17 protein-coding genes are annotated in these 26,799 nt (G+C 62.6%); 7 read left to right on the top strand and 10 right to left on the bottom strand.

The annotated features are described in order from the left end of the window. Positions 1-608: 608 nt before the first annotated feature. A complete protein-coding gene (locus Q0367_RS13845) occupies positions 609-1,475 on the bottom strand; it encodes a hypothetical protein (RefSeq protein WP_298982908.1) in 867 nt (288 codons plus the stop codon). Between the two features lie 247 nt (positions 1,476-1,722). Here Q0367_RS13845 and Q0367_RS13840 point away from each other — a divergent pair, with 247 nt between their 5' ends. Next, complete coding sequence (locus Q0367_RS13840; RefSeq protein WP_298982906.1) at positions 1,723-2,859, top strand: 6-phosphofructokinase; 1,137 nt, start codon at positions 1,723-1,725, stop codon at positions 2,857-2,859. 29 nt (positions 2,860-2,888) lie between these two features. On the opposite strand, the gene Q0367_RS13835 is transcribed toward Q0367_RS13840, so the two are convergent. Beyond that, positions 2,889-4,172, bottom strand: a complete 1,284-nt coding sequence (locus Q0367_RS13835; RefSeq protein WP_298982904.1) for a DUF58 domain-containing protein — start codon at positions 4,170-4,172, stop codon at positions 2,889-2,891. Positions 4,173-4,236: 64 nt separating this feature from the next. Next, a complete protein-coding gene (locus Q0367_RS13830) occupies positions 4,237-5,190 on the bottom strand; it encodes a MoxR family ATPase (protein ID WP_297640533.1) in 954 nt (317 codons plus the stop codon). Between the two features lie 511 nt (positions 5,191-5,701). Here Q0367_RS13830 and Q0367_RS13825 point away from each other — a divergent pair. The 3 genes from Q0367_RS13825 to Q0367_RS13815 are packed head-to-tail and all read left to right on the top strand — an operon-like array spanning position 5,702 to position 15,166. Next, the gene (locus tag Q0367_RS13825) at positions 5,702-8,734 is read left to right on the top strand and encodes a collagen binding domain-containing protein (RefSeq protein ID WP_298982902.1); all 3,033 of its coding nucleotides are present in this window, start codon (positions 5,702-5,704) and stop codon (positions 8,732-8,734) included. A 40-nt stretch (positions 8,735-8,774) separates the two neighbouring features. Continuing rightward, on the top strand, positions 8,775-11,768 hold the full coding sequence (locus tag Q0367_RS13820; RefSeq protein ID WP_298982900.1) for a LytS/YhcK type 5TM receptor domain-containing protein: 2,994 nt from the start codon (positions 8,775-8,777) through the stop codon (positions 11,766-11,768). Then, positions 11,765-15,166: a PAS domain-containing protein gene (locus Q0367_RS13815; protein WP_298982898.1), complete on the top strand. Its 3,402-nt coding sequence runs from the start codon at positions 11,765-11,767 to the stop codon at positions 15,164-15,166. The genes Q0367_RS13820 and Q0367_RS13815 overlap by 4 nt, the downstream gene beginning before the upstream one ends. Before the next feature lie 3 nt (positions 15,167-15,169). Here the strand turns inward: Q0367_RS13815 and Q0367_RS13810 are convergent, their stop codons facing one another. Genes Q0367_RS13810 through Q0367_RS21120 form a run of 3 tightly spaced genes read right to left on the bottom strand, consistent with a single transcriptional unit; the run spans position 15,170 to position 17,206 of the window. Then, entirely contained in the window at positions 15,170-15,619 is a 450-nt protein-coding gene (locus tag Q0367_RS13810) for an arsenate reductase ArsC (RefSeq protein WP_298982896.1), read from the bottom strand. 23 nt (positions 15,620-15,642) lie between these two features. Beyond that, positions 15,643-16,395, bottom strand: a complete 753-nt coding sequence (locus tag Q0367_RS13805; RefSeq protein ID WP_298982893.1) for an MIP family channel protein — start codon at positions 16,393-16,395, stop codon at positions 15,643-15,645. A gap of 13 nt (positions 16,396-16,408) precedes the next feature. Then, positions 16,409-17,206: a hypothetical protein gene (locus Q0367_RS21120; RefSeq protein ID WP_333888610.1), complete on the bottom strand. Its 798-nt coding sequence runs from the start codon at positions 17,204-17,206 to the stop codon at positions 16,409-16,411. Between the two features lie 170 nt (positions 17,207-17,376). Here Q0367_RS21120 and Q0367_RS13795 point away from each other — a divergent pair, with 170 nt between their 5' ends. Continuing rightward, positions 17,377-18,483 (top strand): tRNA-dihydrouridine synthase, encoded by a 1,107-nt coding sequence (locus tag Q0367_RS13795; RefSeq protein ID WP_298982891.1) that lies wholly within the window; start codon positions 17,377-17,379, stop codon positions 18,481-18,483. A 48-nt stretch (positions 18,484-18,531) separates the two neighbouring features. Here Q0367_RS13795 and Q0367_RS13790 read toward each other — a convergent pair whose 3' ends face one another. After that, on the bottom strand, positions 18,532-19,668 hold the full coding sequence (locus Q0367_RS13790; RefSeq protein WP_298982889.1) for an alanine--glyoxylate aminotransferase family protein: 1,137 nt from the start codon (positions 19,666-19,668) through the stop codon (positions 18,532-18,534). 352 nt (positions 19,669-20,020) lie between these two features. Between Q0367_RS13790 and Q0367_RS13785 the strand changes: the two genes are divergently transcribed. Further along, on the top strand, positions 20,021-21,424 hold the full coding sequence (locus Q0367_RS13785) for an ABC transporter substrate-binding protein (protein ID WP_298982887.1): 1,404 nt from the start codon (positions 20,021-20,023) through the stop codon (positions 21,422-21,424). Positions 21,425-21,474: 50 nt separating this feature from the next. Here the strand turns inward: Q0367_RS13785 and trkA are convergent, their stop codons facing one another. Both trkA and typA read right to left on the bottom strand, forming a co-directional pair. Beyond that, entirely contained in the window at positions 21,475-22,818 is a 1,344-nt protein-coding gene (trkA, locus tag Q0367_RS13780; protein ID WP_298982885.1) for a Trk system potassium transporter TrkA, read from the bottom strand. A 44-nt stretch (positions 22,819-22,862) separates the two neighbouring features. After that, the gene (gene typA, locus Q0367_RS13775; RefSeq protein WP_298982883.1) at positions 22,863-24,734 is read right to left on the bottom strand and encodes a translational GTPase TypA; all 1,872 of its coding nucleotides are present in this window, start codon (positions 24,732-24,734) and stop codon (positions 22,863-22,865) included. A 217-nt stretch (positions 24,735-24,951) separates the two neighbouring features. Between typA and Q0367_RS13770 the strand changes: the two genes are divergently transcribed. Further along, on the top strand, positions 24,952-25,470 hold the full coding sequence (locus Q0367_RS13770) for a DUF6922 domain-containing protein (RefSeq protein ID WP_298982881.1): 519 nt from the start codon (positions 24,952-24,954) through the stop codon (positions 25,468-25,470). Between the two features lie 162 nt (positions 25,471-25,632). Here Q0367_RS13770 and Q0367_RS13765 read toward each other — a convergent pair whose 3' ends face one another. Then, positions 25,633-26,664: a molybdopterin-dependent oxidoreductase gene (locus tag Q0367_RS13765; protein ID WP_298982879.1), complete on the bottom strand. Its 1,032-nt coding sequence runs from the start codon at positions 26,662-26,664 to the stop codon at positions 25,633-25,635. Positions 26,665-26,799 lie beyond the last annotated feature (135 nt).

Raw genomic sequence — 26,799 nt, 5'->3', positions numbered from 1 at the left:
CCCTCACCCCCCGGCCCCCTCTCCCAAGACTGGGAGAGGGGGAGCAAGGCCCTCACCCCCCGGCCCCCTCTCCCAAGGCTGGGGGAGGGGGAGAAGGGCCCTCACCCCCCGACCCCCTCTCCCAAGGCTGGGAGAGGGGGAGAAGAGAGCGGCGTAGGTGCGGCCCCCAGCCGCACGTCCTCGACAGACCCAAGAGCCGTGGGGAAAGCCCCTCACCCCCCGCCCCCCTCTCCCAAGGCTGGGAGAGGGGGAGCAAGGCCCTCACCCCCGGCCCCCTCTCCCAAGGCTGGGAGAGGGGGAGAAGAGAGCGGCGTAGGTGCGGCTCTCAGCCGCACGTCCTCGACAGACCCAAGAGCCGTGGGGAAAGCCCCTCACCCCCCGGCCCCCTCTCCCAAGACTGGGAGAGGGGGAGAAGAGCGCGGCGTAGGTGCGGCTCCCAGCCGCACGTCCTCGACAGACCCAAGAGCCGTGGAGCAAGCCCCTCACCCCCCGCCCCCTCTCCCAAGGCTGGGAGAGGGGGAGAAGAGAGCGGCGTAGGTGCGGCTCCCAGCCCACATTCTTGGTGGCTATAAGGTTTGGAGGGATGCTCACAACGATTTCGCCAGCGGCTACCTCGCGTTCGACTCTTCCGCGAGCAGGAGGGCTCCGATAGCGGTGGCGTAGCCCGGGCGCTCGACCACCTTCAGCTCCGCCGCATAGTACTGCGCCACCAGGCCGACGATTGCGCGGAAGCTCGCCATATCCATCATGTGGCCGGTGAGCACGACTTGCTCACAGCCATGGGCGCGTGCAGCGTTAATAGTGATCAGAGCAATCGTCTGTGCGATCAGGTTCACCAGCGCCGCCGCCAGATCTTCTCGGCTCACCTGACCGTGAAAGGTGCGCCTTCCCAGCCGACCAAAGTTGACAGCCGTCGCCTCGGCGGGCAAGGAGCCGATTGGGCCGGTGATGACGTCGGCAAGGCTGAGGTCGACGCCGTTGCGGTCGCCGCGCGCGGCCAGCGCTTCAATTTCGAGCGGATCGATCGTGCCCAGGATCAAGCGCGCCAGCCCCATCATCGTGCCGCCGCCCACCGCCGTCCCGGAGACGTGCGCATACCGGTCGCCCTGCGCCGTCACCAGCGCCGTGCCGGAGCCGCAGCTCGCCACCATCACCAGGCGGTCGCGCGCCGACCCCTCCAGCCCTAGCAGCGCCTGTCCACCCCGTCCGATGGCGTGCACTTCGTTCACTTTGACGATCTTCGTCTTTCCGATCTCGTCGGGCAGCACGCGATGCCGACCGCCGGTGACCGCCAGCATCGGTAGGTCGGCGAGGTCGATCTGCTGGTGCGCCAGCAACGCGCGCACACTTTCCGGGTCAGGGTCGCCCAGGTAGGGTTGAGACCAGGTGAGCCACTCCCCTTGCCGCCGCACGACGACGTCGGTGTTGCTGATGCCAAAGTCAATCGCAACCGCTAGTTCCTTACGTTGGGCCATCGAAGCTCGCTTCCTTTTCGTGTTATGGTTTGGCGCCCACGAGGCAGTGAAATCTTACGGTTTGTCTTTGAAAGAGACCAGGCCATTGTAACACGCTCCTCAAAGTTGACGTGAACTGAGCGGACGTCCCGCAAAACAGAAAAATAGTGGTTGATTTTCGGATACGGCGCAGATATACTGGCCTCAAGTTGACTTCCCGGTTCCAAGGCTCCCCGCTCTCGATATATCACCAGAAAGGAGTCAGGCCATGCCAAAATCTATCGGAATTCTCACTGCCGGCGGCGACAGTCCCGGGCTGAACGCGGCCATTCGCGGGGTGGGCAAGGCGGCGATCGGCGCGTACGGCATGCAAATCATCGGATTTCGAGACGGTTTTCGCGGTCTCATGCAGGATCGCACCGTGCGACTCACCGGCGCCGAGCTGTCGGGCATTCTCACCGTAGGCGGCACGATCCTCGGCACCAGCCGCGACAAACCGCACAAGATGCCGGTGGGCGATCAAACCATGGACATGACCAACGTGATGCTGGAGACCTATCGCCGTCACCATCTCGACGCGCTGGTCTGTCTCGGCGGGGGCGGCACGCAAAAGAACGCCTATCATCTCGCCAAACAGGGCATGAACATCATCACCCTGCCCAAGACCATCGACAATGACGTCAGCGGCACCGACGTGACCTTCGGCTTCGACACGGCGTTGGGCATCGCCACCGAGGCCATCGACCGGCTGCACAGCACGGCCCATAGCCATCATCGCATCATCGTCGTGGAGCTGATGGGGCATAACGCAGGCTGGCTGGCGCTGGGCGCAGGCATTGCCGGCGGCGCCGACGTGATCCTGCTCCCTGAAATCCCCTACGACGTGGAGATCGTGGCGGAAGCCATCCGCCAGCGCCAACGTCGCGGCAGCGGCTTCAGCATTGTCGCCGTCTCCGAAGGCGCGCACTCCCGACAGGATGCAGACGCGCTGGCGAAAGCGAACGCCGAGCTGGTCGAGGCCAAAGCGGAGAACGATAAGAAAAAGAAGAAGCAGGCGAAGGAAAGACTTGCGCAACTGACGCAGACGATGCAGGACAAGACCTTTCGCCTCTCCCGCAAATTGGAGGAGTTGACCGGGCTGGAGTCGCGCGTGACCATCCTGGGGCACCTACAGCGGGGAGGCACGCCTTCCGCCGCCGATCGCCTGCTGGCGACGCGCCTCGGAACCGCCTGTGCGGAGCTGATCCACAAAGGCGTCTTCGGCGTGATGGTGGCGGCGCGTGGAGAATGCACCGAACCGGTGCCCCTGGAGGAGGTGGTGGGCAAGGTGAAACTTGTGCCGCCGGATCACCCCTGGATCAAAACGGCGCGCGACATCGGCGTCTGCCTGGGAGACAGGCTGTAAGTGCAGACCGGCGCTCCACCGGCGCGCCCTCAGGGTGAAAACATCCCCACCGCCGGCGCGCTCAGCGCTTTCCCCAGGTCGTCGTTGCAGCGCACGCGGTAGAACGGAATGCCCGCGGCCAGCAGCTCGCTTTCCACCTCGCCGTAATTGCGCTGGGCGCCGAAGGTATTGGCGTCGATGAGAATGGCGACGCTGTTGACCCCGCGGCGTTGCAACATTTGCAGCGCCCGCACCCAGCGCGGATCGGCGTCCGGCGTAATAGCGACCAGGGTGTCGTTGCGATTCAGCCGGATGCCGTCGATGGCGATCAAGTTGGCGAAGGGCAGGTCTCCGACGGCCTCGACGACGGCCAACGCCTCAAAAAACTTGTGGAGCTGCCGTTCCCCGCGATCGGACTGCACGAACTCGCGCGTGCGTCCGCGGCTGTTCATCCCCACGGCGCGATTGCGCATGATGAAATAACGCGCCAGGCTGGCGGCGAGGGTGACGCCATATTCCGTCGTCGTCGGCGGCAGCTCGAAGGCGCTGCGGCTGCGTTTCCGGACGCCCCACAGAGGCGATTCCGGCGGTTGGGGAGTCCAGGGGAGCGCCGCCGCCGCCTCGCGATAGAGGTCCAGATAGATCCAGACGTCGGCCGTCGGATCCAGCTCGAATTCTTTGACCATCAAACGGCGCAGCCGGGCCGTGGTTGGCCAGTGAATGCGGTTGAAGCTGTCCCCTGTCACATACTCGCGCACTCCCGCCACGCTGGAGGTCACCTGATAGGTGCGGCGGTGGCGCGCTTCGCCGCCGGAAAGGTCGGAGACAGAAGGCTCAAACGAAGGGATATCGACCGTCAGCGGATAGACGATTACATAGCCGGCGCCGGAGAGCGGCAATTCGCGTCGAAAAATGCCGAGCGGATCGCCGCTGCGCAGCGTGACCGGGCCGAGCCGAAAGCGTCCTCGCTGCATGCACAGCGTGCGCACGAGCCAACGCTGCGTGCTGTTGCGGCGCACGGCGCTGACGACGCGGCTGGCGTTGTGCCAGGGCAGCGTCGAATAATCGTCGATCTCCAACCATAGCTTGGGCCAGAAGTTGCGATTGGTGATCTCGAACTGCTCCTCGACGTATTGCCCGACCTGGCTGCGTCGCGAGCGGGTGCGTCGCCGAGCGCGGATTCCCTTCACGCTGTTCCAGGCCCACAGATAGCTGATCACGAGGATGCCGGTGAGCAGGTACGCCAGGCTGAAGGCAAGCTCGCGACCGGTGTTGAATGCGATCGTCCACGCCGCCGCTGCGCTGACGATCAGGAAAAGGAGTCGTGAATTCATCGCCTGACGATCTCTTCCAGACGATCTTTTCCAAAGGAGAGCACAGAAACCTCTCGCTCACACCTCAGCGCACGCGCACGCGGGCGCCCGGCACCGGCGTATGCTGCAAGGCGTCTTCGATCACCTGTTGCGCGGTGACGTTCTTGATGCGCGCCGAAGGATTGATGATGAGGCGATGCGCCAGCGTCGGCTCGGCCAGCCGCTTGACGTCGTCGGGCAGCACATAGTCGCGTCCGTTGATCGCCGCCCAGGCGCGCGCCGCATGAAAAAGCGCCAGGCTGCCGCGCGGGCTGGCGCCCAAGTACACGTCGGGATGGTCGCGCGTGGTGGTGACCAGATCGACAATGTAGCTCTTCACCAGATCGTCGACGTAGACGGAGCGAATCGCCCGCTGCGCGGCCACCAGCTCCTCGGCGCTCACCACCTGGCGGAGATCGTGGATCGGATGATGGTCGCTCTGACGGTTGAGCATGTCGATCTCGTTGGGTTTGCTGGGATAGCCCAGATGAATGCGCAACATAAAGCGATCCACCTGCGCCTCGGGCAGCGGAAAGGTGCCCTCATACTCGATGGGATTCTGCGTGGCGAGCACCAGGAAAGGGTGAGGAACCGGATAGGTCACGCCGTCGACCGTCACCTGACGCTCCTCCATGGCCTCGAGCAGGGCGGATTGCGTCTTGGGGGTGGCGCGGTTGATCTCGTCGGTTAACACGATCTGGGCGAAAACCGGGCCGGGACGAAACTCAAACTGTTGCGTCTTCTGGTTGTAGATGTTGACGCCGGTCACGTCGGTGGGCAGCATGTCCGGGGTGAACTGAATGCGCCGAAAGGTGCATCCTACGCTCAACGCCAGCGCCCGCGCCAGCATCGTCTTGCCGACGCCGGGGACGTCCTCGATCAGGAGATGCCCTTCGCACAACATCGCCAGCAAGGTCAGGCGAACCTCCTCATCCTTGCCGACGATCACATGACGCACATTTTCCGTCACCCGGTTGGCTACACTTTGCACCAGTTCCATAATGTTCTTTCACCTGTCTCACACCAAAGCGCGTCGACCGTCGTCAACGCGCAGCACCTTACGATACCCCATTTCGCCCGATCAAGCAAACAGATCGGGTTCTGAAGAGTTTCCGATCAGTTTGACCGATCACATATAATAAAAGCGGTAACTCTGCTTACCACCATGCAACTTGAATCATGCAACTTGAATGTTGAGCGGAGTTGCGCAGTTGTGTGAAGCGCTTTCCTGGAATGCGACCGCCCAGGAAGCCTCAAGTTTTAACAAAATAATACGGCAATCATCGTAGGTGCGGCTCCTAGCCGCACATTCTCGGCGGACTGCGAGGTTGTGGATGATTCAAAAAGGCGTAGCCATGCGCAGCGCCCATAAATGGCTCAGAATTCATGGCAATTCCTTTCAGCATCCTGGAAGACAAGGTGACTGCGCAACGTCGATACGCCTTGCACAGGACGCTGCAAGCGTTCTTGTTCCGTTTTGAACCTTCTCGTCGAAAATAGATCTGTCCCTGATGGAACTCAACGAATATCCGAGACCGGCGAACGACACAGGCATCGGCGTACACTGGACGGTGGGCTACGCGGCGGCCATCGGCATGGCCAGGCTGCGCGACTTTTGGATCCCCGAGCTGAAGGCCATGGGGGTGAAGTGGGTGAAAATTTTCAACCACGACGGCGCACTCGATTTTTGCGAGCTGTTGCTCTCCGAAGGGATCATGCCCATCGTGCGCCTGTATCGCCCCGCCCCCAACCCAGGCCGCCTCGGCGTCAAGGAGCTGGTGCACCTCGACGCGTTGATCCGCATCGGCGTGCGCTACTTCGAGTTCAACAACGAACCTGACGTCGACGCTGAGTGGAAGGGTGGTCGCGTGCCGGTGAACGGGTTGGACCTCACCGTGGAGAACACGATCGCCACAATGGAGGTGATCCTCGAGCGCGGGGGCATGCCCGGCATTCCGGCCGTCTCCAACGGCAGCCGCTGGGATCTGGTGGGGCGCATCGTGGCGGCGGGGCGCCGCGACCTGTTCGATGGGCCGGTCTGGCAGGCGATTCACAATTATTCTCTCAATCGCCCCCTGGACTATCCCTACGACATGGGCAACCAGGAAGGCGCAGCGTACACCGAGCGCTTCTATCGCATCGTCGCCGAGGAGCCGTGGGGCGCCGACGCCTGGCGCGGACGCACGTTGGCCGAGGTCAATCGGCTGCGCTACGATCGGCGCAACCCCGGCGCCACCCTCTTCGACGACCATGCCTGCTGGCTCGCCTACGAATATTTCGACGCGCTCAACCGCAAACACCTGGGGCGCAGCATCCCCATCCTCTCCACCGAATGCGGCTACATCGTCGGCGAAGACGCCGATCCGCGCTATCCTGCAACGACGCCCGACCTGCACATGGCGCAGACGCTCGAGGCGTGTCGCATCATGATGGGCGTCAGCCAACGCTTCAAACATGCGCCCGACTACTACTTTTGCACTGCCTTCTGGCTGATTGCCAATGAGCGGTTGGGCAGCCCCAGCAGCTGGTGGGAAGGCCACGCCTGGTACAGCGACCGCTGGCCCGGCGGCGCGCTGCCGATCGTGCGCGCGCTGCAGGCCGAACCCAAGGTTCCGCGCCTCCGCGGGGAAGACATCGCCCGCATCACGTTGCGCGGCAGCATCGCCAATCTGGGCGACCGGCGCACGCTGTTGCTCGAACGCGACGGCGTCGAAGTGGCGCATGTGCGGCTCGACGGCACCGGACTCTTTGAATTTCCCGACCTGCCGGACGGCGTCTACACCTTGCGCCTGCCGGAGGCGAATTTCAGCGAAGAGATTGCGCTCGAGCGCGGCCAGCGCGAGGTGGTCGTGCAATTGACGTTGCCGGCCCCGATCGAGCTAGTTGGCCGCAGCAGCATCGAAGGGCATGTGCGCGGGGGCGCCGGCGCTGCAGTTGTGCTTGTCCATAAACACAGCGGCGAAGAGTGGATGACGCTGGCCCACGACGATGGTAGCTATCGCTTTGTGGACCTCCCCGCCGGGGAGTATAGCCTGCGCGTGGAGCCGGCGGGTTCGCAGATCGAATCGCTGCAGCTCGACGGGCGCAACAGGGCGACGATCGACCTTGCACAGGCCGGCTGGGGCTACACCATCGGCGTCGCCGATCCGACTCCCGGCGTCGGCGCCGTCGTCGTCTCGACGCCTGGCCACAAAGGGTTGCGCGTGCAGGTGCACGGCGTCGAGGGCGGCAGCGAGGTGGTGGAGACCGGCTCTGCGCCGGAATATGGGGCGGCGGCGTGCCGCATCAATCGGCTGGAGGAAGGGCACTACATCGTCACCGTCGACGGTGCACCGGAGCCGGACGGCCGCACGACGCAGCTCGAAGCGCGCGTCCACATCGACAAACGTTCGGTGCCTCTGGTGGAGTTTGTCTATACGCCCCTCACCGAAACGGCCCGGCCGGCGGCTGAATCCTCGATTGCCGGGCGGGTGCACGGCGTGCGCGCCGGCCAGCCGCTACGCGTCGCCCTGCTCGATGAGCGGGCCGACCGGCGCGAGCAGGAGGTCTCTCCGACCGGCGACTATCGGTTCGAGGCGTTAGAGGCGGGCCGCTACACCGTGCAAGTGGTGGGCTACGAGGATGTCGCCACGGTCGCCGACATTGCGCTCGATGGCCGGAATAGCGTCACGGTGGATCTGGCGTTGCCGGAGGCTGCGCGCCCTCCGTCAACCAACGGCGACGAGAGCGGGGAGAGCGTCATCGCCGCAACGGCGCCCGACGCTGTCGGCGCCCTGGCTCGCCTGGTGGACGCCGTCGGCAATGAGCGTCGCCAAATTGTCGATGAAGAAGGCCGCGTCGTCTTCGAGCGGCTGCCGGCCGGCGTCTATTCGCTTTTGATCGAAGGCGGCTATGCACAACCCAACCTCGCCGTCGACGGCCTCAACGGCTGGTCGGTGACCTTTGCGCCGCTGGTCAGCGTGTGGGAAGTGACCACGACCGAGGCCGGCTCCCTGCCCGGCTTCAGCGCCATCCATGTGGAGATCGAGGCGCTGGCCAACCATCCTGTGCACGTCTATCGCGGGGAAGAGGAGGAGTACACCCTTTCGACGCGCAGCAAGGTGGAGCAGGGCGCTTATCACGTGGAGTTCAAGCCGCTGGGGCCGGGTCTCTATCGGGTGGAGCCTGAGGGGTTGGGCGTCTGGGCGATGGTTGAACTAAATGGACTCAATCTGGTGCGGGTCGCATTTCGGCGCAAACAGGAGCCGGTGGACATGAATCGAGTTGAGCCGCTGGTTCAGGCGATGGCCGCCACACCCGCTTCTTCGCCTTCAAGTCGCCGCTCCTCGCTCTATCTCTATGTTTCAGCGCCGCCTTCTTCTCACCAAGCCTGCGTGGCGCTGTTGCGTCTGGCCGCCGAGCTCCAGCCTGAGATCGGCGCCGATGTCGCTGCGGCCAGCCGCGCCGACCGCGTCCTGCTGGTCGATGGGCCTGACGCCGATGAAGTCGAGCGCCGGTTGAAAATGCAAGGGGTTGCGGTGGAGCGCATCGCTTTGGAAGTCTAGACGAGAGCGCCGAGTTGGAGAGTTCAACGGGGAAACTTTTGTGTTCAATCTCTCGGGAATGCAGGCGCTGCTCTATAACGGAGCCTTGCTCTTGGCGATGGCGCTCATCTACGACGTCATCGTCAGCTCGGCGCGCAGCAACGCCCTCTGGCGACGCCAGGCGGCGTCCGGGATCAGCATCGGCGTGATCGGCGTCCTGGTGATGTCGACGCCCTGGGAATTGACGCCGGGCGTCATCTTCGACACGCGTTCGGTGCTGCTTTCGTTGACGGGGCTGTTCTTTGGCCTGCTTTCCAGCGCCATCGCCGTCTTGATGACGGCGCTTTTTCGTTTATATCTCGGCGGCGACGGCGCACTCACCGGCGTAATCGTGATCGTCGTGACAACGTTCATCGGCGTCGCCTGGCGCCAGTGGCGCAGACCTGCGCTGCAAGCCATCTCCTGGCGCGAGCTTTACGTGTTTGGGCTCGTCGTGCATCTGGCCATGGTGGCGGCGATGTTGACATTGCCCTGGCCGCTGTCCCTCTTCGTTTTACAAACGATTTCTCTTCCTGTCTTGGTGATCTATCCGATCGCCACCCTCTTCATGGGGCTGCTGCTGAGGCAACGCCGGCGCCGCGAGCGGGCCGTTGAGGCGCTGGAGCAGAGTGAACTTCGGTATCGAAGCTATGTAGACAACGCCCCGCACGGGGTCTTTGTCTTGGACGGCAAGGGACGCTGTCAAGAGGTCAACCCGGCCGCCTGCCGCCTCACAGGATACACCAGAGGAGAGCTGCTGCAGCGTCCCTTTTGCGATCTGTCGGCGCCGCAATCGCTGGACGAGGCGCTCCGGCATTTCGAGCAGGTGCGCCGCGAGGGATATGCGCAGGGCGAACTCGCCTATCGGCGCAAGAACGGGGAGATCGGCTGGTGGTCGGTGGCGGCGGTCAGGCTCAGCGCCGATCGCTTTCTGGGGTACGCCGTCGACATCACGGCGCGCAAGCAGGCTGAGCAAGCGCTGCGCCGTCGCGACGCCTTGCTGGAATCGCTTTCGTTTGCGGCCGGTCGATTTTTGCAGGCCGAGCGCTGGGAAGACGAAATGCCGGCCGTTCTGGAGTATCTCGGCAAGGCTTCCGGGGCCGATGGCGTCTTCCTCTTTCAAAATGAGGCCGGCCCCAACGGCAAACTGCTGGCCAGCTTCCGATTCGAATGGACGGCGCCGGGTGCAGTTGCCCATCGAGACAATCCACTCTTGCAACGCGCCTCCTATGAGACGCTCGGCTTCGCGCGCTGGGTGAAGCTGCTCTCCGGCGGCGAAGCGATCTGCGACCATGTGCGCAACCTGCCGCCGGGCGAGCGGGCGCTGCTTCAATCGATCGGCGTGCGCTCGCTGCTGGCGCTGCCCATCGAGGTCGAGCGACAATGGTGGGGATTCCTTGGTCTCTCCTATGCAAGGGCGGAGCACACCTGGTCAGATGCAGAGATCGAGGCGCTGCGCGCGGTCAGCCGGGCGCTGGGCGTCACCATCGAGGGCCTGGCAAGCCGCGCGCGTCTGCGTCAACAGGCCGATGAGTTGGCGCAGATCATGGAAGGCGTGCCGGTGGGTCTGTTGTTGCTCGACGCCGACGGCTATATTCGCTCTGCGAACCCGCTGGCCCAAGAATACCTCCGCTGGTTGACATCGGACGCCGAATGCAAGCAGGTGACCGCTCTGGGCGACCAGCCGCTCGCCAAATTGCTCACCTCGCCGACCGAACGCTGGGGGCATCTCGTCAGCGTGGAGCGGCGCACTTTCGAGGTGCGCGCGCAGCTGGTGGAGCGAGCGCCGGAGCCGGCGAGCTGGGTGGTGGTGATCCGCGACCTGACCAACGAGCTTTTCGTCCAACAGCAGCTTCAGCGTCAGCAGCGGCTGGCGGCGATCGGACAGCTTGCCTCGGGCATTGCCCACGATTTCAACAATTTGATGTCGGTCATCATCCTCTATGCCCAGATGATGATGCAGTCGTCGACGCTGGATGAACACGATCGCGAGCGGCTGCGCGTGATCGAAAAACAGGGCCTGCGCGCCGCGCGCATGATCCGGCAAATGTTGGACTTCAGCCGACGCACCGCGATCGAACGCCAGCCGCTCGATCTGTTGCCGTTGCTGAAGGAGCAGGTCAAACTGCTGCAGCGCATCCTGCCGGAAAACATTCAGATTGACCTGGAAACAGCCCTGAACGAATGCTATGTCTTCGCCGATCCGACGCAGCTGGAGCAGGCGTTCATGAATCTCGCCGTCAACGCGCGCGACGCCATGCCCGATGGAGGCAAGCTGCGTTTCATCGTGGAAAAATTTGAATTTGCGCGTGAGAAAGACGCGCCGCTGCCCGGGATGACGCCCGGGGAATGGGTCTGCCTGAAGGTGAGCGACACCGGCGTAGGCATCTCGCCCGAAGACCAGGAGCACATCTTCGAGCCTTTTTTCACCACCAAGCCGGCCGGCGTGGGCGTGGGCTTGGGTTTGCCTCAGGTGCACGGGATTGTCGGGCAACACGGCGGGCACATCTCTGTCGCCAGCAAGGTCGGCGTAGGAACGACTTTCACCATTTTTCTGCCGGCGCTCAAAACGCTGGAGGCGAACATTGGAGCGGACGAAATCCCGATGATCGCCATCCCTGGCAATCGAGAGACCATTTTACTGGTGGAAGACGAACAGGCGCTGCGCACCACGCTCCAAGAGGTGCTTGAACGTTGGAACTACCGCGTGATCGCAGCGGCCAACGGCAAAGAAGCGCTGGCGATTCTCGAGACAATGGCGTCGCCCCCCGATCTCATCTTGAGCGACGTCGTGATGCCGGAGATGAGCGGCATAGCTCTGTTCAGGACGTTGCGCCAACGTCAGATGGACATCCCGATCATCTTTCTTTCCGGCCATCTGCGCGGGGAAGACCTGGAGGAGCTTCGGCGCCATGGCCTGGAAGCATGGCTGCCCAAACCGCCGGGCGTCGACCTGCTTGCACAGACGATTGCGACAGCGCTTCGTAAAGGAGCCGGAGCTTCGGATAAACTATGAACCGCCCTCTACAGCTTCGTTGGCCGACCGTGATTATCGGCGTGCTGTTGTTTGCCTTGATCATGACCGTCATGATCATCTATCGCAATCAGGAGTCTGCGCTGCAAAATCAGGCCGAAAATGAGCTCGCCTATGTGACGCAACTGAAGGTCGAGCAGATCGCCGACTGGCGCCAGGACCAACTGGAAAAAGGGTGGGAGGTGATGGAGCGTCCGCTGCTCTATGACCAACTGGTGACACGGTTGACGACGCCACGGCCAGACGCTTCACCGATTTTACTTGCGGAGTTTGAAGGACTTCGTCGATACAACAAATATGACGATATCGTGCTGGTTGACGTCGCCGGGAACATCCGATTTAGCCTGAGCGGCGCGCAAGGGGTTTTTCATGAAGAGGCCGCGCTAGAAAGCGCCCTGCGCAATCGACGCCCAACGTTGGGCGATCTTCATATCAGTGAGCACAGCCTGGAGCCGCATATCAGCGTTTGCATCCCGCTCATCGACGCTGCGCAAACTCCGGTCGGCGCATTGATCTTTGTGATTAACGCACGCAGTGCGCTATTTCCCCTCATACAATCTCCCTCTGTTATGCGCAAGACAATGGAAACCAAGCTCGTTCGTCGCAATGGGGACAGCGCGCTCATCCTCAACGATCTGCGGCTCCGGCCCGATCCCGCCTTGACGTTGCGTCTGCCGCTCACTCGAACCGAGGATCCCGCCGTCATGGCCGTGAACGGGATCTATGGACTTGTTCGCGGCAGAGACTATCGCGACGTTGAGGTGCTCGCCTACATCCAACCGATCCCCGACTCCGAATGGTTTTTGGTGACCAAAATCGACGCCAGCGAGGTCTTCGCCGAAATGAACCTGCGCGCCGGCATGCAATCTCTGCTGGCGTTGAGCGTCATCACGCTGGTCGGCCTGTTGGCGCTGGTGGTGTGGCAGCGCCAGCGCCATCAATATCTGGAGCGCCTTTACGACGCAGAGCGGGCGCAACACGCCAGCGACCTGCGCTATCGTATCACGCTGCAGAGCATCGGCGACGCCGTGATCGCCACCGACGCGACAGGTAGGATCACCCTGCTCAATCCTGTGGCCGAGGCCATGACCGGATGGTCGAACGAGGAAGCGCAGAACCGACCGCTGGAGGAGGTTTTTCAGATCGTCAACGAAGAGACGCTGCGGCCCGCCGAAAATCCGGTGGCGAGGGTGCTGAGAGAGGGCAGAGTCGTTGGGCTGGCCAACCATACGCTGCTGATCGACCGCCTTGGCCGACGTTGCCCGATCGCCGATGCTGCAGCGCCCATCCGCGATGAAGATGGAGCCATCCAAGGCGTCGTGCTCGTCTTTCGCGATCAAAGCGCAGAACGCGCCGCCCAACGCGCCCTGGAAGAGAGCGAGGCGCGCATCCGCGGCCTGATCTCGGCGATTCCCGATCTTATTTTCCGGCTGGACCGCAACTATCGCTTCCTGGATTGCTGGGTGAACGATGACAACAACCTGCTGGTGCCGCGCGAACAGTTTCTCGGTAAAACCACGTTTGAGGTCATGCCATGGGAAGTGGCCGAGGGCGGCGCACGCGCGTTGGACCGGGCGCTGGAGACCGGCGTAATGCAAATTTACGAATATTCGCTCGACACGCCGGACGGCGTCGGCTGGTATGAACAGCGTCTCACGCCGATCTCCGCCGATGAGGTGATCGCGATCACGCGCGACGTCACAGAGCGCAAACGCCGCGAGCAGGTCACCCGATTGCGTCTGGCGCTGCTGGAATTCGCCGCCGAGCATTCCTATCATGAAGTGCTGACAAAGGCGCTCGAGGAAATCTGTGCGCTCGTCGATAGCGCCTCGGCGCTTTGTCTGGCGGTGGAATCCGACCGTCGCGCGCTGTCGCTGCAGGCATGGCATCCGCCCACGCTCCATAGCCAGGCTTCCCCGGGTAGGCGAGCCTCGCGTTACCCGATCGAGCCGGGGAGTGTGTGGGCGCAGGCGCTCGCTTCCCGCAGTCCTACGGTTCATGAGGGATTTGCGCGCTTGAACGGCGCCGACCGAGATGATTCGGGTGAGCAGATTGCGTCCGAACGCCAACTCATCGCTCCAGTCATCCGTCAGGAGAAGGTTGTCGCCCTGCTGAGCGTATGCAATAAACCAACCCCCTACATGCGGACGGACGTCCTCCTGCTTGAAGAGATCGCCGATATGGTCTGGGAGATCGCCGAGCGCAAACGCATAGAGGAATCCGAACGCACCTTGCAGGAGCGGCTGGCCAGGGCGCAGAAGCTGGAGGCGATCGGCCAGCTTGCGGGCGGCGTCGCCCATGATTTCAACAACATGTTGGCTGTGATCTTGATGCGCAGCGAGCTGGCGCTGCAAAAATTAGAGCCTTCCTCGCCCTTGCATCGCCATTTGACGGAAATCCACAAGACGGCGCAACGCTCAGCGGAGCTCACGCGCCAGCTTCTGGGCTTTGCGCGCAAACAGATCGTCATGCCGCGCGTCCTGGACCTCAACGCAGAGATTGCGGCTTCGCTCTCGATGGTGCGCTCGTTGGTCGGCGAAGCGATTACGGTCGAATGGCTTCCTCAGGCCAATCTGTGGCCGGTGCGCATGGATCCGTCGCAGTTGAACCAGATTTTGGTCAACCTTTGCGTCAACGCTCGCGACGCCATCGACGGCATCGGCAAGATCGTGATTCGCACCGAAAACAGCGTGCTTGACGCGCTCTTCGCCGATCCGCCGTTCGACTTCTCGCCTGGCGAGTACGTGTTGTTGACCATCAGCGACGACGGCTGCGGGATGAGTCGGGAGGTGTTGGCGCATCTCTTCGAGCCGTTCTTCACCACCAAAGAGTTGGGGAAAGGCACCGGGCTGGGGCTGGCGACGGTTTACGGCATCGTGCGTCAAAATCAGGGCTACATTCAAGTCTACAGCGAAGTGAGCGTGGGCACGACCTTCAAAATCTATTTCCCACGCTATTCTGAGACGCCTCTCTCGATTGAAGCGCCGTCCGACGTTGTTCCACAGGGGGCCGGCGAGGTGATTCTTCTGGTCGAAGACGAACCGGCTGTGTTGGAGATGGCCGCCGAAAGCCTGCGCAGGCTCGGCTATGCAGTGCTGACGGCGGCTACACCCTCTGAAGCGCTGAACGTAGCTGCGACCCATCCGCATCCGATCGATCTATTGATCACGGATGTCATTATGCCGGAGATGAACGGCCGGCAACTGGCGGCGGAGATTGCGCTGCATCAGCCGCAGATTCGGCGACTTTTCATATCCGGTTATCCGGCCGACTTCATCACCCACCGCGCTGTGCTCGACGAGAGGGAACAGGTTTTAGCGAAACCGTTTTCCTTCCACCAACTCGCCGAAGCCGTCCGCAGGGCGCTCTCAACAGAATAGGCGTTACACCTTCAGCGCCCGCTCGGCGACGGTTGGCGCCCAGGCTTCGATCTGCTGACGGATCGCATCGCGCACCGAGCGCACCATCGCCATCTTCTCTTCGTCCGACCCTTTCGCCTGCGAGGGGTCGGGAAAGCTCCAATGCAGGCGTTTGGTGACGCCTGGAAAGATGGGGCAGCGTTCGGCCGCCTCTGGATCGCAGACCGTGATCACATAGCTGTAGATGTAGCCGGCCTTGTAGAGCTCAAATACGCTCTTGGTCTTGGCGTTGGAAATATCGATGCCGACTTCCTGCATGGCGCGCACCACGTAGGGGTTGAGCACGCCGGGCTCCAGGCCGGCGCTCATCGCCTCGAAGCGATCCCCGTACAGCGCGTTGAGAAAGGCCTCGGCCATCTGGCTGCGCGCACTGTTGTGCACACAGACAAACAACACCTTGATTTTTCGGTCCATGATTTTTCTCCAGGTCTCGTTCTTCAGGTTGAAAATGTGGATTCTGATGAAACGGTGTTGCGCTCCTTTGCAGCAACGCCGGCCTCCTCCATCGGCGAGAGCATGGGCGCCGGTCGGTCCACCGGCTTGCGCATCCACTCGTAGATCAGGGCGCCCAACGCCGCCCCCGCCACCGGACCGACGAGATAAATCCATTGGTCTTGCCAGAAATTGCTCACCAGCGCCGGCCCCAGCGAGCGCGCCGGATTCATCGACGCCCCGCTGATCGGTCCGGCCCAGAGCGCGTTTGTCCCGACGGTGAAGCCGATCGCCAGCGCCGCCAGCTCACCGACCGCGCGCGAATCGGTGGCGACAGCGATGATGACGAACATCAATGACGCCGTCAACAAGGTTTCGAGCAACAAGGACTGTAAGGGCGCACCCGTCGGCGCAGTCGCTCCTAGATGGGCGACCGGCCCAAACAGCGCCTGCAGCGTCAACGCCCCTGCGACGGCGCCCACCAGTTGACCGAGGAGATAGGCAGGGACTTCGCGCCAGGGAAAATGGCGCGTCAGCGCAAAGGCGACCGTCACCGCCGGATTGAGATGAGCGCCGGAAAGATGGCCGGTCGCCGCCACCATGACGACAATCACCAGGGCAAAGGTCAACGCCACGCCTATGTGGCCCAGGATGCCCGTCTGGCTGTTGACGACGATGGCGCCGCAGCCGGCCGTCACCAGCGCATAGACGCCAAAAAACTCTGCAGCGGTGCGTCGCATCAAATTCGGTTTATTCATCGCCCTTCCTCCCTCAAAATTGCGTTGCGTCGGCCATTGCATCGGCTGCAAGCGCCTTGACAAAAAAATCAAGACGCGCCGCCAACTGCTCGGCTACGTCCAGAAACGCCTGTCTTTGCATCGCCGCCTCCACCGCTGCAGGATCGGGGATGCTCCAGTGCACCTGCTCCGGCTCCCCAGGGAAAACCGGACAGACTTCGCGCATCCGGTCGCAGACGGTGATGATGTAGTCGAAGCGCTGACCGGCGAACTCTTCCACGGATTTGGAGCGCTGGCCGCGGATGTCGATCCCGCGCTCCGCCATCGTTTCGATCGCCAGAGGATGAACTTCGCGGATTTCGCTGCCGGCGCTGTAGACTTCGACTGCGTCGCCGCCCAGCCGACGGAGCATCGCCTCCGCCATCTGGCTGCGCGCGCTGTTGTGCGTGCAGAGAAAGAGGACGCGCACCGGCGACCGCCGGGCCGGTGCGACGGCCGCCGCCTGATCTTCCTTCCGCTGCTCCTTGCATTCGATCAGGGCTGGATGGAGGGCGACGCCGGCGTCGTGGTAAAGACGCTGCAGCCGCCTCAGGTCGAGGCTATAGTAGACGTCGCGGGCGTCGCTGCTGCTGCGGCGCTCGATCACCAGCGCGCCGCGACGAAGCTGCGCCAGATGATAGGAGACGAGATTGAGCGGACGCGCCACCCGCTCCGCCAGCTCCTGCACGCGCAAATCGCTGTGCACCAGCTGTTGCACCAGTTTCCAGCGCAGCTCGTGCGCCAGCAATTTCAAAAGGTCGGGCGGTTCGTGTGCAATCAGATGGGACGCCATAAAAATTTCAAAATAAATTGATTCAAATTATTTTGAAGCAAAATACCACAGTTGATTGCACAATGCAAATCAAGGCTTCCTCTGTTGCGCCGAAGGCGATAACCTGCGTAAGCCACGAAGAAATCCCAAACTTGTCGATCCGGGGCGGGATCGATAGGATAAAAACGCCTATGGTCGAGCGAGCGTCTACAAACGGTCTGCAAGGCACTCAACCGTATTTGGACTGGCGGCGTCTGCCGCAGCCTATCCTGGGGCTGGCGCCCATGGATGGCGTGACCGATTCCGCCTGTCGTCACATTCAAAAGAAATATGGGAAGCCGGCGCTCGTCTACACGGAATTTGTCGCCGTCGAGCGGCTGCAGGTGGGCGATTGGGAGCTGCTCAAGGACCTGCACTACGACGAGAGTCAGCGGCCGGTGATCGCGCAGATTTACGGCCACGAGCCGGAGCGTTTCCTGTGGATGGCGGTGTTTCTCTGCGAGTTGGGCTTCGACGGCATCGACATCAACATGGGCTGTCCGGCGGCGAGCGTCGTCCATCGCGGCTCCGGAGCAGGGCTGATCCGCACGCCGAAGCTGGCGCAGGAGATCGTGCGCGCGGCGCGCCGCGGGGTTGAGCTGTGGCGCAACGGCGCAACCGTACACGACATTCCCGGCCTGCCGGCGCATCTGCTGGCTCAGGTCGAGGCGCGGCGCAACGCTCTGCCCGCGCCTTTTCAAGCGCGGCGTCCGGTTCCTGTGAGCGTGAAAACGCGCATCGGCTACGAGCGTCCCCAGGCCAGAGAGTGGATTTCCCGCCTGCTGGAGGCCGAACCCGCAGCGATCGCCGTGCATGGCCGCACGCTTCACCAGCGCTATCGGGGTGCGGCCGACTGGGAGCAAATCGCAGCGGCGGCGGAGACAGCGCGCGGCAGTTGCACCCTCGTCCTGGGCAATGGGGACGTGCGCAATTACGAGGACGCCATGCAACGCGCCGCTTGCTATGGGCTGGACGGCGCGCTCATCGGCCGCGGCGCCAACGGCAATCCACTCGTTTTTCGGCCTGACGCAGAAGATTTACTCGCCGCCGAACCTCACCTGCTGCTGCGCATTGCGCTCGAGCATGCGCAGCTCCATGAGGAGACGATCAGCAAGGGGCATCCTCCCCGCTTTCTGCCCATGCGCAAGCATCTCGGCTGGTATGCGCGCGGATTTCCCGGCGCATCCTATCTGCGGCGCAGCCTGGTGCAGACGAGCAGCGCCGCCGAGGTGGAGGCGCTGCTCGCCCCTTATATTTGAGGATTTCTGAAGGGAAAGCAGCGCCTTGGACGGTTGCGCTCTGCACGCTTAGCTCAGCCCCGCCAGATAACGCTCGATCGCAGCGAAGAGCCGATCCAGGTCTTCCTCCTGCACTTCGCCCATGTGGGCGATGCGAAAAGCCTTGTCCTTATAGTCGCCGTAGCCGTTCGAGATCTCCATGTCGTGGCGGGCGAGATAGGCGTTGAGCTGTTTGACGTTGACGCCGCGCGTGTTCGTCACCGTCGTGAGCGTGTGGGAGCGATAGCCTTCTTCGGCCATCAGCTCGAAGCCGTTGGCGACGGCCCAACGTTGCGTGCGTTCGGCGAGGCGGGCGTGGCGGGCGAAGCGCGCGTCGACGCCCTCGGCGAAGATGCGGTCCAGCTGAACGCTCAGGCTGCGCATCAGGGAGATGGCGGGCGTGGCGGGCGTCGTACTCTTCTTCAACGCCTTTTCCAGTCGCACGAAATCGAAATACCAGCCGCGACCTTTGACCGTCTCCGCCTTGGCGAGCGCGCGGTCGCTGACGGCGCAGAGCGCCAGTCCTGGCGGAACGGCCAGCGCCTTCTGCGATGAGGTGAGCACGACGTCCAACCCCCAGGCGTCAGTCTCGATGCGCGTCCCGCTGAAGGAGGAGACGGCGTCGACCAGCACCAGGGTCTCCGGGCTGACGCTGCGCACGGCGGCGGCAATCTCCCGGATCGGACTCATGACGCCGGTGCTCGTCTCATTGTGAACCACGGTGATCGCCTCCACCGGGCCGTGGGCGAGCGCCCTTTCCAGCGCCTCCGCCGCCTGCTCCGGCTTCACCGCCGTATTCCAGGGAATATCGACGCGCACCACCTCCTTGTCGCAGCCCAGGGCGACGTCCGCCCAGCGCTGGCTGAACGCGCCGTTGACAAAGCACAGGACGCGATGGGCGACGAGGTTGCGGATCGCCGCCTCCTGCAGACCGGTTCCCGAGGCAGCGACGATGTAGACGCGGGCGTTGGTGTAGAAAAGGGTGCGCAACTGCTCCTCGCACTTGGCGAACAGCGCCTCGAACTCATCGCTGCGATGGCCGATCATCGGTGCAGTTTGGGCTGCGAGCACCTCAGGCGCGACATCGGTTGGGCCGGGGATGAAGAGCCGCTGACGGTGGCGAAAAGGTGCAGGCGCCGGGCGTTCAAGAACATTTTGTTCATGCATGATGCAATCCTTTTAATCTTTCGGTCACGCTTGTTTTTGTCCACACCAGACTGGTTCACCCAGGGAGTGTGGATCGAGATCAAACAAAAATATTGTGCCACCTTCAACCGGAGCGTTCAAAAAGGTGGGACGCTCTCGTCGACTTTCGACGCACTTCGCCGGCAAGCGCCAATCCAACGAGGTTTGGATGTTCGAAAACGCCGTGCTATACTGCGTTGATGTATGTCAACAGTTGGGCAAGCGTCGAGGTTTCGTATGCGAAACGCACTGTTCGACCCAGCAGGTTGTCTCGGCGATCCTTTTTGCTTCTCCCTATCCAACGATTGACAACACAAAGAAAGAGCGGAGCAATTTGATTCGCATCCAAGCCTATTTTCGCTCTCTATCGATAGTGGGTCTGTGGCTGGCGGTCTTCTGGGTCGCCGGATGTATGGCGCCCGCACCGACGACGCCTCCCCCGACAGCGCCCCCTGTGATTCAGACGGTCGAAGTTGAGGTGACGCGCATCGTCTACCGGGAGACGGTGGTCACCCCCACCCCCGCGCCGCCGACTCCGTGCAGCCCTGCGTCTTTATCTGAGGCGTCGGAGGTGGTGATCGGCGCGATTTTACCGCTTTCAAACACAGGCGTATGGATGCGCTCCGCCAACATGCAGATGGGATTGAACCTCGCCCTGGAGCGCATCAATTCCAGAGGAGTGGCGGGCGCGCCGCTGCGGCTGGCGATCGTCGACGGCGGCGACGACCCGCTGCGATCGGCGCAGCTGGCCGAACAATTGATCGTCAAAGAGTGCGCGGTGGGGCTGATCGTAGGTCTCAACGACGCCGCCACCCTGGCGGTGGCGGAGGTGACGGAACGCTTCCACAAGCCGATGCTTGTGATCGACGCCGCCTCTCCCGCCATCACCGAGACGCAGCTGCAGTCGGTCTTTCGCCTGGCGCCCGCTGCGCCCATGGTGGCGAGCATGCCGGCAAACTGGCTGGCGAGCATCGGCGACTTCAACGGGGACGGGGTGATGCAGGCTGTGCTGATCGTCGAAAGCTCCGCAGCAGGCGATCTCTTTATCGAGCAGAGCAGCGAGTGGTTTGTGCGCCATGGAATTGCGCTGGACATCCATCGCGTCGATGCGCCGATGATGGATTTTTCACCGGAGATCGCTCGCCTGCTGGCCATGCCCACCATTCCCGACGCCGTGTTTATCGTGATCGGCGCCAACGGCGCCCTGGCGCTGCATCAGCAACTGTTCGATGCGGGCATTCGTCCGGACAAAGGGACGCTGGTCGTCAACCAGAGCCGTCGCGCGCTGGAGCCTGCCGTCTTCGGGTGGTCTGGCAGCCTGGGCGCAGGCAGCATCGTGGCGCGGCGCGGTCCCTGGCCTTCGATCGCCACCGAGATGGGGCGCACGATCTTTGAGCGCTATCGTCAGAGCGGCATGCCGACGCCGGAAATGAGCACGTTTCTGGCGCATGATGCGCTGCTGCTGCTGGTCGACGCCATGCAGCGCGCACCTTCGCTGCGCGGGGAGGATCTCGTGCGGGCGTTGGAGGCCAGCGACGTCGAACTCGCTGCAGGCCGTTACGCCTTTGCCTATCACAGCGAACAGCCGCCGGACGGCCTCGACGTTCCCCTGTACGCCTGGCATCAGTGGATGACGCCGCCCTTGCTCTATCTCATGTACGCCGAAGCCGGTCAGGACCCGGCGACGCTTCCCGTCGTTTGGCCGGAGCATTATCGCACGGCTGCGCCGCCGCAATGACGTTTGAACAGCGGCGCTTCTGCTTGCAACCTTGCCTCTGCAGACGGTGTTCAGCTAAAGAGTCGATCGAGTTCAGGAACGGCCTGGGGCAGCGCAAAGATGACCGCCCGATCGCCAGGCCGGAGGATAGTGTCGCCGTCGGGAATCAACACGCGCCCGTTGCGCAGCACTGCGCCGATCACAGCGGAGCGCGGGAATTTGACGTGACGCAACGGCTTTTGGGTGATGCGCGTTCCCTCACGCGCAATGTATTCGATCATCTGTCCTTCGATGCCCGGCAGGCTGGCGATCGCCGCCACTTGACGGTGCTGAATGAACTGCTGCACCGCATTGACCGTCAGCATCTGCTTGCTGATCACCGAGTTGAGACCAATTTTGGGGAGAATGGGGAGATAGGCGACGCGATTGACCAGCGCAATCGGTCGCTTCACATGATGTTGCAGCGCCAGCAGCGTGGCGATGATGTTGTTCTCATCGTCGCCGGTCACCGCCACAAAGGCGTCCATCTCATCGAGGTCTTCCGCGTCAAGCAGGTCGAGGTCGGTGCCATCGCCGTGGATCACCAGCGCGTGCGGCAGACAGCCGGCCAGGCGTTCGGCGCGCGCCAGGTCGTGTTCGATGATCTTGATCGTGGCCATGCCGGCGAGCGCTTCTGCGATGAAGCGCGCGATCATGCCGCCGCCCAGGATCATGATTTTGTTCATGCGCGGCTTTTTGTGTTTGCCCGCCAGTCCGAAGAATTCTTTAGCGTACTCCGGGGCGCACACGGCGAAGACCAGATCGCCCGGGTAGAGGCGGTCGCTGCCTTTGGGAATGATCGTCTCATGGTTGCGTTCGACGGCGACGATCTGCACCGGCGGGCGCTTGTAGCGGGCGCCCAGTTCGGCCAGCGAAGGCCCCACCAGCGGCGAATCCGGCTCCAGGATCAGGCCGATCACCTCGATCTTCCCCTGCTCCAGGTCGATGACGTGGGTGGCCGACGTCTCTTGTAGCAGGCGCAGGATGGCGTTGGCGGCCTCGCGCTCGGGGTGGATGATGTGATCGGCGCCCAGTTGCTCGGGCGTCAGCGGAAAATCCGGCGCGGTGAATTCGGCGTTGCGCACGCGCGCGATCGTCACCTCAACGCCGCTGGCCTTGGCCAGTCGGCACGCCATCAGGTTGGCGTCGTCGTTGTCGGTGACGGCGGCGACGACGTCGGCGTCGCGCAGACCGGCCTGCATCAGCACCCGGTAACTGTCTCCCGAACCTTCAATCGCCAGCCCGTCGAGCTGCTCGGCGGCTCGGCGCACTTTGTCTGGGTTCGAGTCGATGATAGTGATGTCATGTTGCTCGCGCGAGAGGCGCTTGCCAAGCTGAAAGCCTACGTCGCCCGCGCCGACAATGAGGATGCGCATCGTGTTCAATGTGCTCCGTAAGAGAGAACGATCTAGCTTATATTTTATCCCTTTTGCGCTTTGCGCGCGCGTTGACGTTGGTCGTGGTTCAAGATTTTCTTACGCACGCGCAAGGACGCCGGCGTCACTTCGAGCAGGTCATCGTTGTCCAAAAACTGAATGGCGTCATCTAACGTCAACTCGCGCGGGGCGTTGAGCATCTCCGTTGCGCCGGAGGGCTTCTCTCGAAAGTTGGTCAACTGTTTCGACTTGCAGACGTTGACCACCAGCTCTTCTTCGCGGATGTGTTCGCCCACCACCTGGCCTGCGTACACCTCATCGCCGGGCTTGACGATAAAAATCCCGCGTTGCTGCAAGTTGGTCAACGCGTAGCTGCTCACCACGCCGGACTCGAGCGCCACGAGTTTGCCGTTTTTCTGCAGATCGATGTCGCCGACGTAGGGGGCATAGCCGTGAAAGAGCGTGTGATAGACGCCCGTGCCGCGCGTGGCGGTCAGGAAGGGTTGTCGAAAGCCGAGCAGCCCGCGCGTCGGCGCCAGATAGGTGCAATAGACTGTGCCGTCCTCACCGTAGTGGATGTTCTGCATCTGCGCGCGGCGACGGCCTAGCATCTCCTGCACTGTGCCGAGATGCTCCTGCGCCACTTCGACGAAGACTTCTTCGATCGGCTCCAGCAGCCCTTCCTCCCCCTGCTTGAAAATCACTTCGGGACGACTTACGGCGAACTCATAGCCCTCGCGGCGCATCGTCTCGATGAGGATGGCCAGATGCAGCTCCCCGCGGCCGGAGACGATGAACTCATTGGCGCGCTCGGTCTCCTCGACGCGCAACGAGACGTTGCGCTCCAGCTCGTTGAAAAGGCGGGCGCGCACCTGTCGGCTGGTGAGATATTGTCCTTCGCGACCGGCGAAGGGGCTGTCGTTGACCGAGAAGGTCATGCGCACGGTCGGCTCTTCGACGGTGATGGGCGGCAGCGGACGTGGATCCGCCGGGTCGGCCAGCGTGTCGCCGATGCCGACCGATTCGACGCCTGCCACGGCGATGATGTTGCCGGCGCTCGCCTCGTCGACGGCGACCCGCTGCAGGTTGCGAAAGACGTACACCTGCGCCGCCTTCGCCAACTCTTGCTCGCCCTGCGGGTTGATGCGCACGATCGGCTGACCAGTGCGGATCGTTCCGCTTTGCAGGCGACCGACGGCGATCTTGCCGACGTAGGGGCTGTATTCGATGGTCGCCACCAACAGTTGCGTCGGCCCGGCGAGGTCGACACGCGGAGGCGGCAGGTGGTTGACAATGGCGTCGAAGAGCGGCTCCAGGTTGGGCGCCAGCTCGTCCGGGCGAAGGCCGGCGCGCCCCTCCAACGCACGCGTGTAGATCACCGGGAAGTCGGCCTGCTCATCGGTGGCGCCGAGATCGACGAAGAGGTCGAAAGTGGCGTTGACGACGTAGTCCGGCCTCGCCGCCGGGCGATCGACCTTGTTGACGACGACGATGGCGCGCAGTCCCCGCTCCAACGCCTTGCGCAAGACAAAGCGCGTCTGCGGCATCGGCCCTTCTACGGCGTCGACGAGCAGCAGCACGCCGTCGACCATGTGCATGATGCGCTCAACCTCGCCGCCGAAGTCGGCGTGGCCGGGAGTGTCGACGATGTTGATCGTGATCCCTCGATACTCGACGCCGGTGTTTTTGGCCAGAATCGTGATGCCGCGCTCACGCTCCAGCTCGTTGGAGTCCATGACGCGTTCCATCACCGTCTGGTTCTCGCGGAAGACCCGCGTCTGACGCAGCATGCCATCCACCAGCGTGGTCTTGCCGTGATCCACATGGGCGATGATGGCCACGTTGCGAATGTCGTTGCGGATGGTCGCTCCGGTTTGGGAAGCGGCTCCGTTTGAGTGTATTAGGGTTGCAGTCATATCTTCAGCTATCATCTTCGAGCATCGCAGCCCGTTTGAACCCTTGCGCAAAAAAGCCCGGCGTTGCGCCGAGCCGATTACAAGTTGCTCCAATTTTACAAATTTTATTGTACGTCTGTTTACGACTTATGGCAACTTTTGAGGCGGCAAAAAGGCGCCTGACAACGTCATGGATCGGTTTCCAATCGACGTTCTCTGTAGGCGACAAGGTCCCTGCGTGAACGAGGAAGCGCTGTGGGCTGCGCCTCAAGGTTCCCAGAATTTTTTAATAAACCAGTTTTTGATGCCAACCGTTGGCTTCATTCGCTTTATCAATGCACTCCGGCGATCTGGAATGGCCTCGGCTTTCAGGCGCATTCTCGATAGACTTTGGGTGCATGATATAATAAGTTTGATGGGAATCAGTGCTGACGATGTGACGCAGGCGGATTTAATGACTATTGCCAAAATTCCTGGTAGCTTGTGGCCATATTTTCAGGAATATGATCCGCAATCCCTAGACTGCAATCAGGATGCAGACCTGATCATCCAGCGCACGCTCGAATATGGCGGCTGGGAGGAAATTCGCTGGCTGGTTGCTTCTTATGGCACAGAACGCATCCGCAAATTTCTCCGCCTGCACGGTGAGCGTCTGTTGTCGGCGCCGACGTTCATCTTTTGGCGCAAGCTATTGGGCGTGCGACGCTGGCGCCGCTCGCCTTTTCGCAAAGAGGCCAGACAAGTATGGCCATTCTAACACCTCACTGGGAGGCGTTGACGTCTGAAACCAGGCAGGCTTTCCAAATCGCTGCTTCGCTCTCCTTTATCAAGCGCTATTACTTGGCTGGCGGCACAGGTCTTGCGCTTCATCTTGGTCATCTTAAAGCCTCAGAGCGTGAGAATGCATGGATTGCCCTGACTACTGCAACGGCAACGGCGGCTGGAGGTGGGCGGCGGTGGTGTTGACGTGCAACCGGGTCACCCACTTCACCCACTCGAAGCCGCGGCGGCCCGGAGCCACGAGGCGCAGCGGAAAGCCGTGACCGTGGTCGAGCGGACGACCCGCCACGTGGGTCGCCAGCAGGCAGCGCTGCGCTTCCTCCAGTGGAAAGCGCCGTGCATAGCCTGTGATCGACTCAACGGTGACGCTGCGTGCGTCGCTGCGCAGGCCGGCTTGTTCGAGCAGGAAGGCAAGCGGGACGCCCGTCCACTCCTGGATCGTGTACCACCCGCCCGTACAGTCGAGGAGCGCAGTCTGCGTGGCGTCGGCGAACCGTGCGATGTCCTCCAGGCTCAGGCGTAGGGGACGCTCTACCGCGCCTTCGATGTGCAGCGTCCAGCGTGTAGGGTCAACAGGCGCAGGATTGTCGAAGAGCCAGACCACATACGGGAATTGTCCGGTGAAACTGCCCGTCTCGTAGGAGCCGGTGAAGCGACGTTGCGCCCCTGGCAGAGCCAGCGCCGACTGCACCGGGCGCTCGCTCCGCCAGAGCAGCGCACCCGCCAGCGCAACGCCCGCAAATCGCAGGAAGGCCCGCCGGTCGCGCGCAGCTCGGATGCGAAAGACAAAGCGTTTGGCGAAGGTGTGCCAGAGCAGGAAAGCCCACATGGCCACGGCCAGCCACCCGTGCACGGTGACCAGACTGTACGCCCCCCAGAAACGCGGGCCGTCGTAGCTCCAAAGAAAGCCGGTGACCAACGCGCCGACCAAGAGGACGGTCAGCCACAGAAACCCGGCTCTGGAAACGCTCCACCGCGGACGGCGGCGGATGGCGCGCACAACGACAGCGCTCTTCCAGAGAAGAATCACGACCACGCCGTAGGCGCCTGCTGTGTGCAGCCAGAGAACCCATTGCATCTGCTCGGAGCCGGCCATCAGCGCGCCGACGCCCGTGACGAGCTGCAACGTGAGCAACGTCAGCAGAAGACTGTTCGCCCAGGGATAGCGCATGGGTCTTTCCCGTTGAATCACTCTCGAACGACGCAACCATCACATCTGTCGGCGCCCCTATCGTAGCATTGAGATAAGGTCGCAACTGTGGTCTGGATCGCACGGGTTGCCAGGAACGAACGCCTGTCGCTATAA

The sequence above is a fragment of the uncultured Caldilinea sp. genome, assembly GCF_937128415.1.
Classification (GTDB): domain Bacteria; phylum Chloroflexota; class Anaerolineae; order Caldilineales; family Caldilineaceae; genus Caldilinea.
Note: the sequence above shows the minus strand (reverse complement) of the source record. Positions and strands in the feature narration are given on the sequence as shown.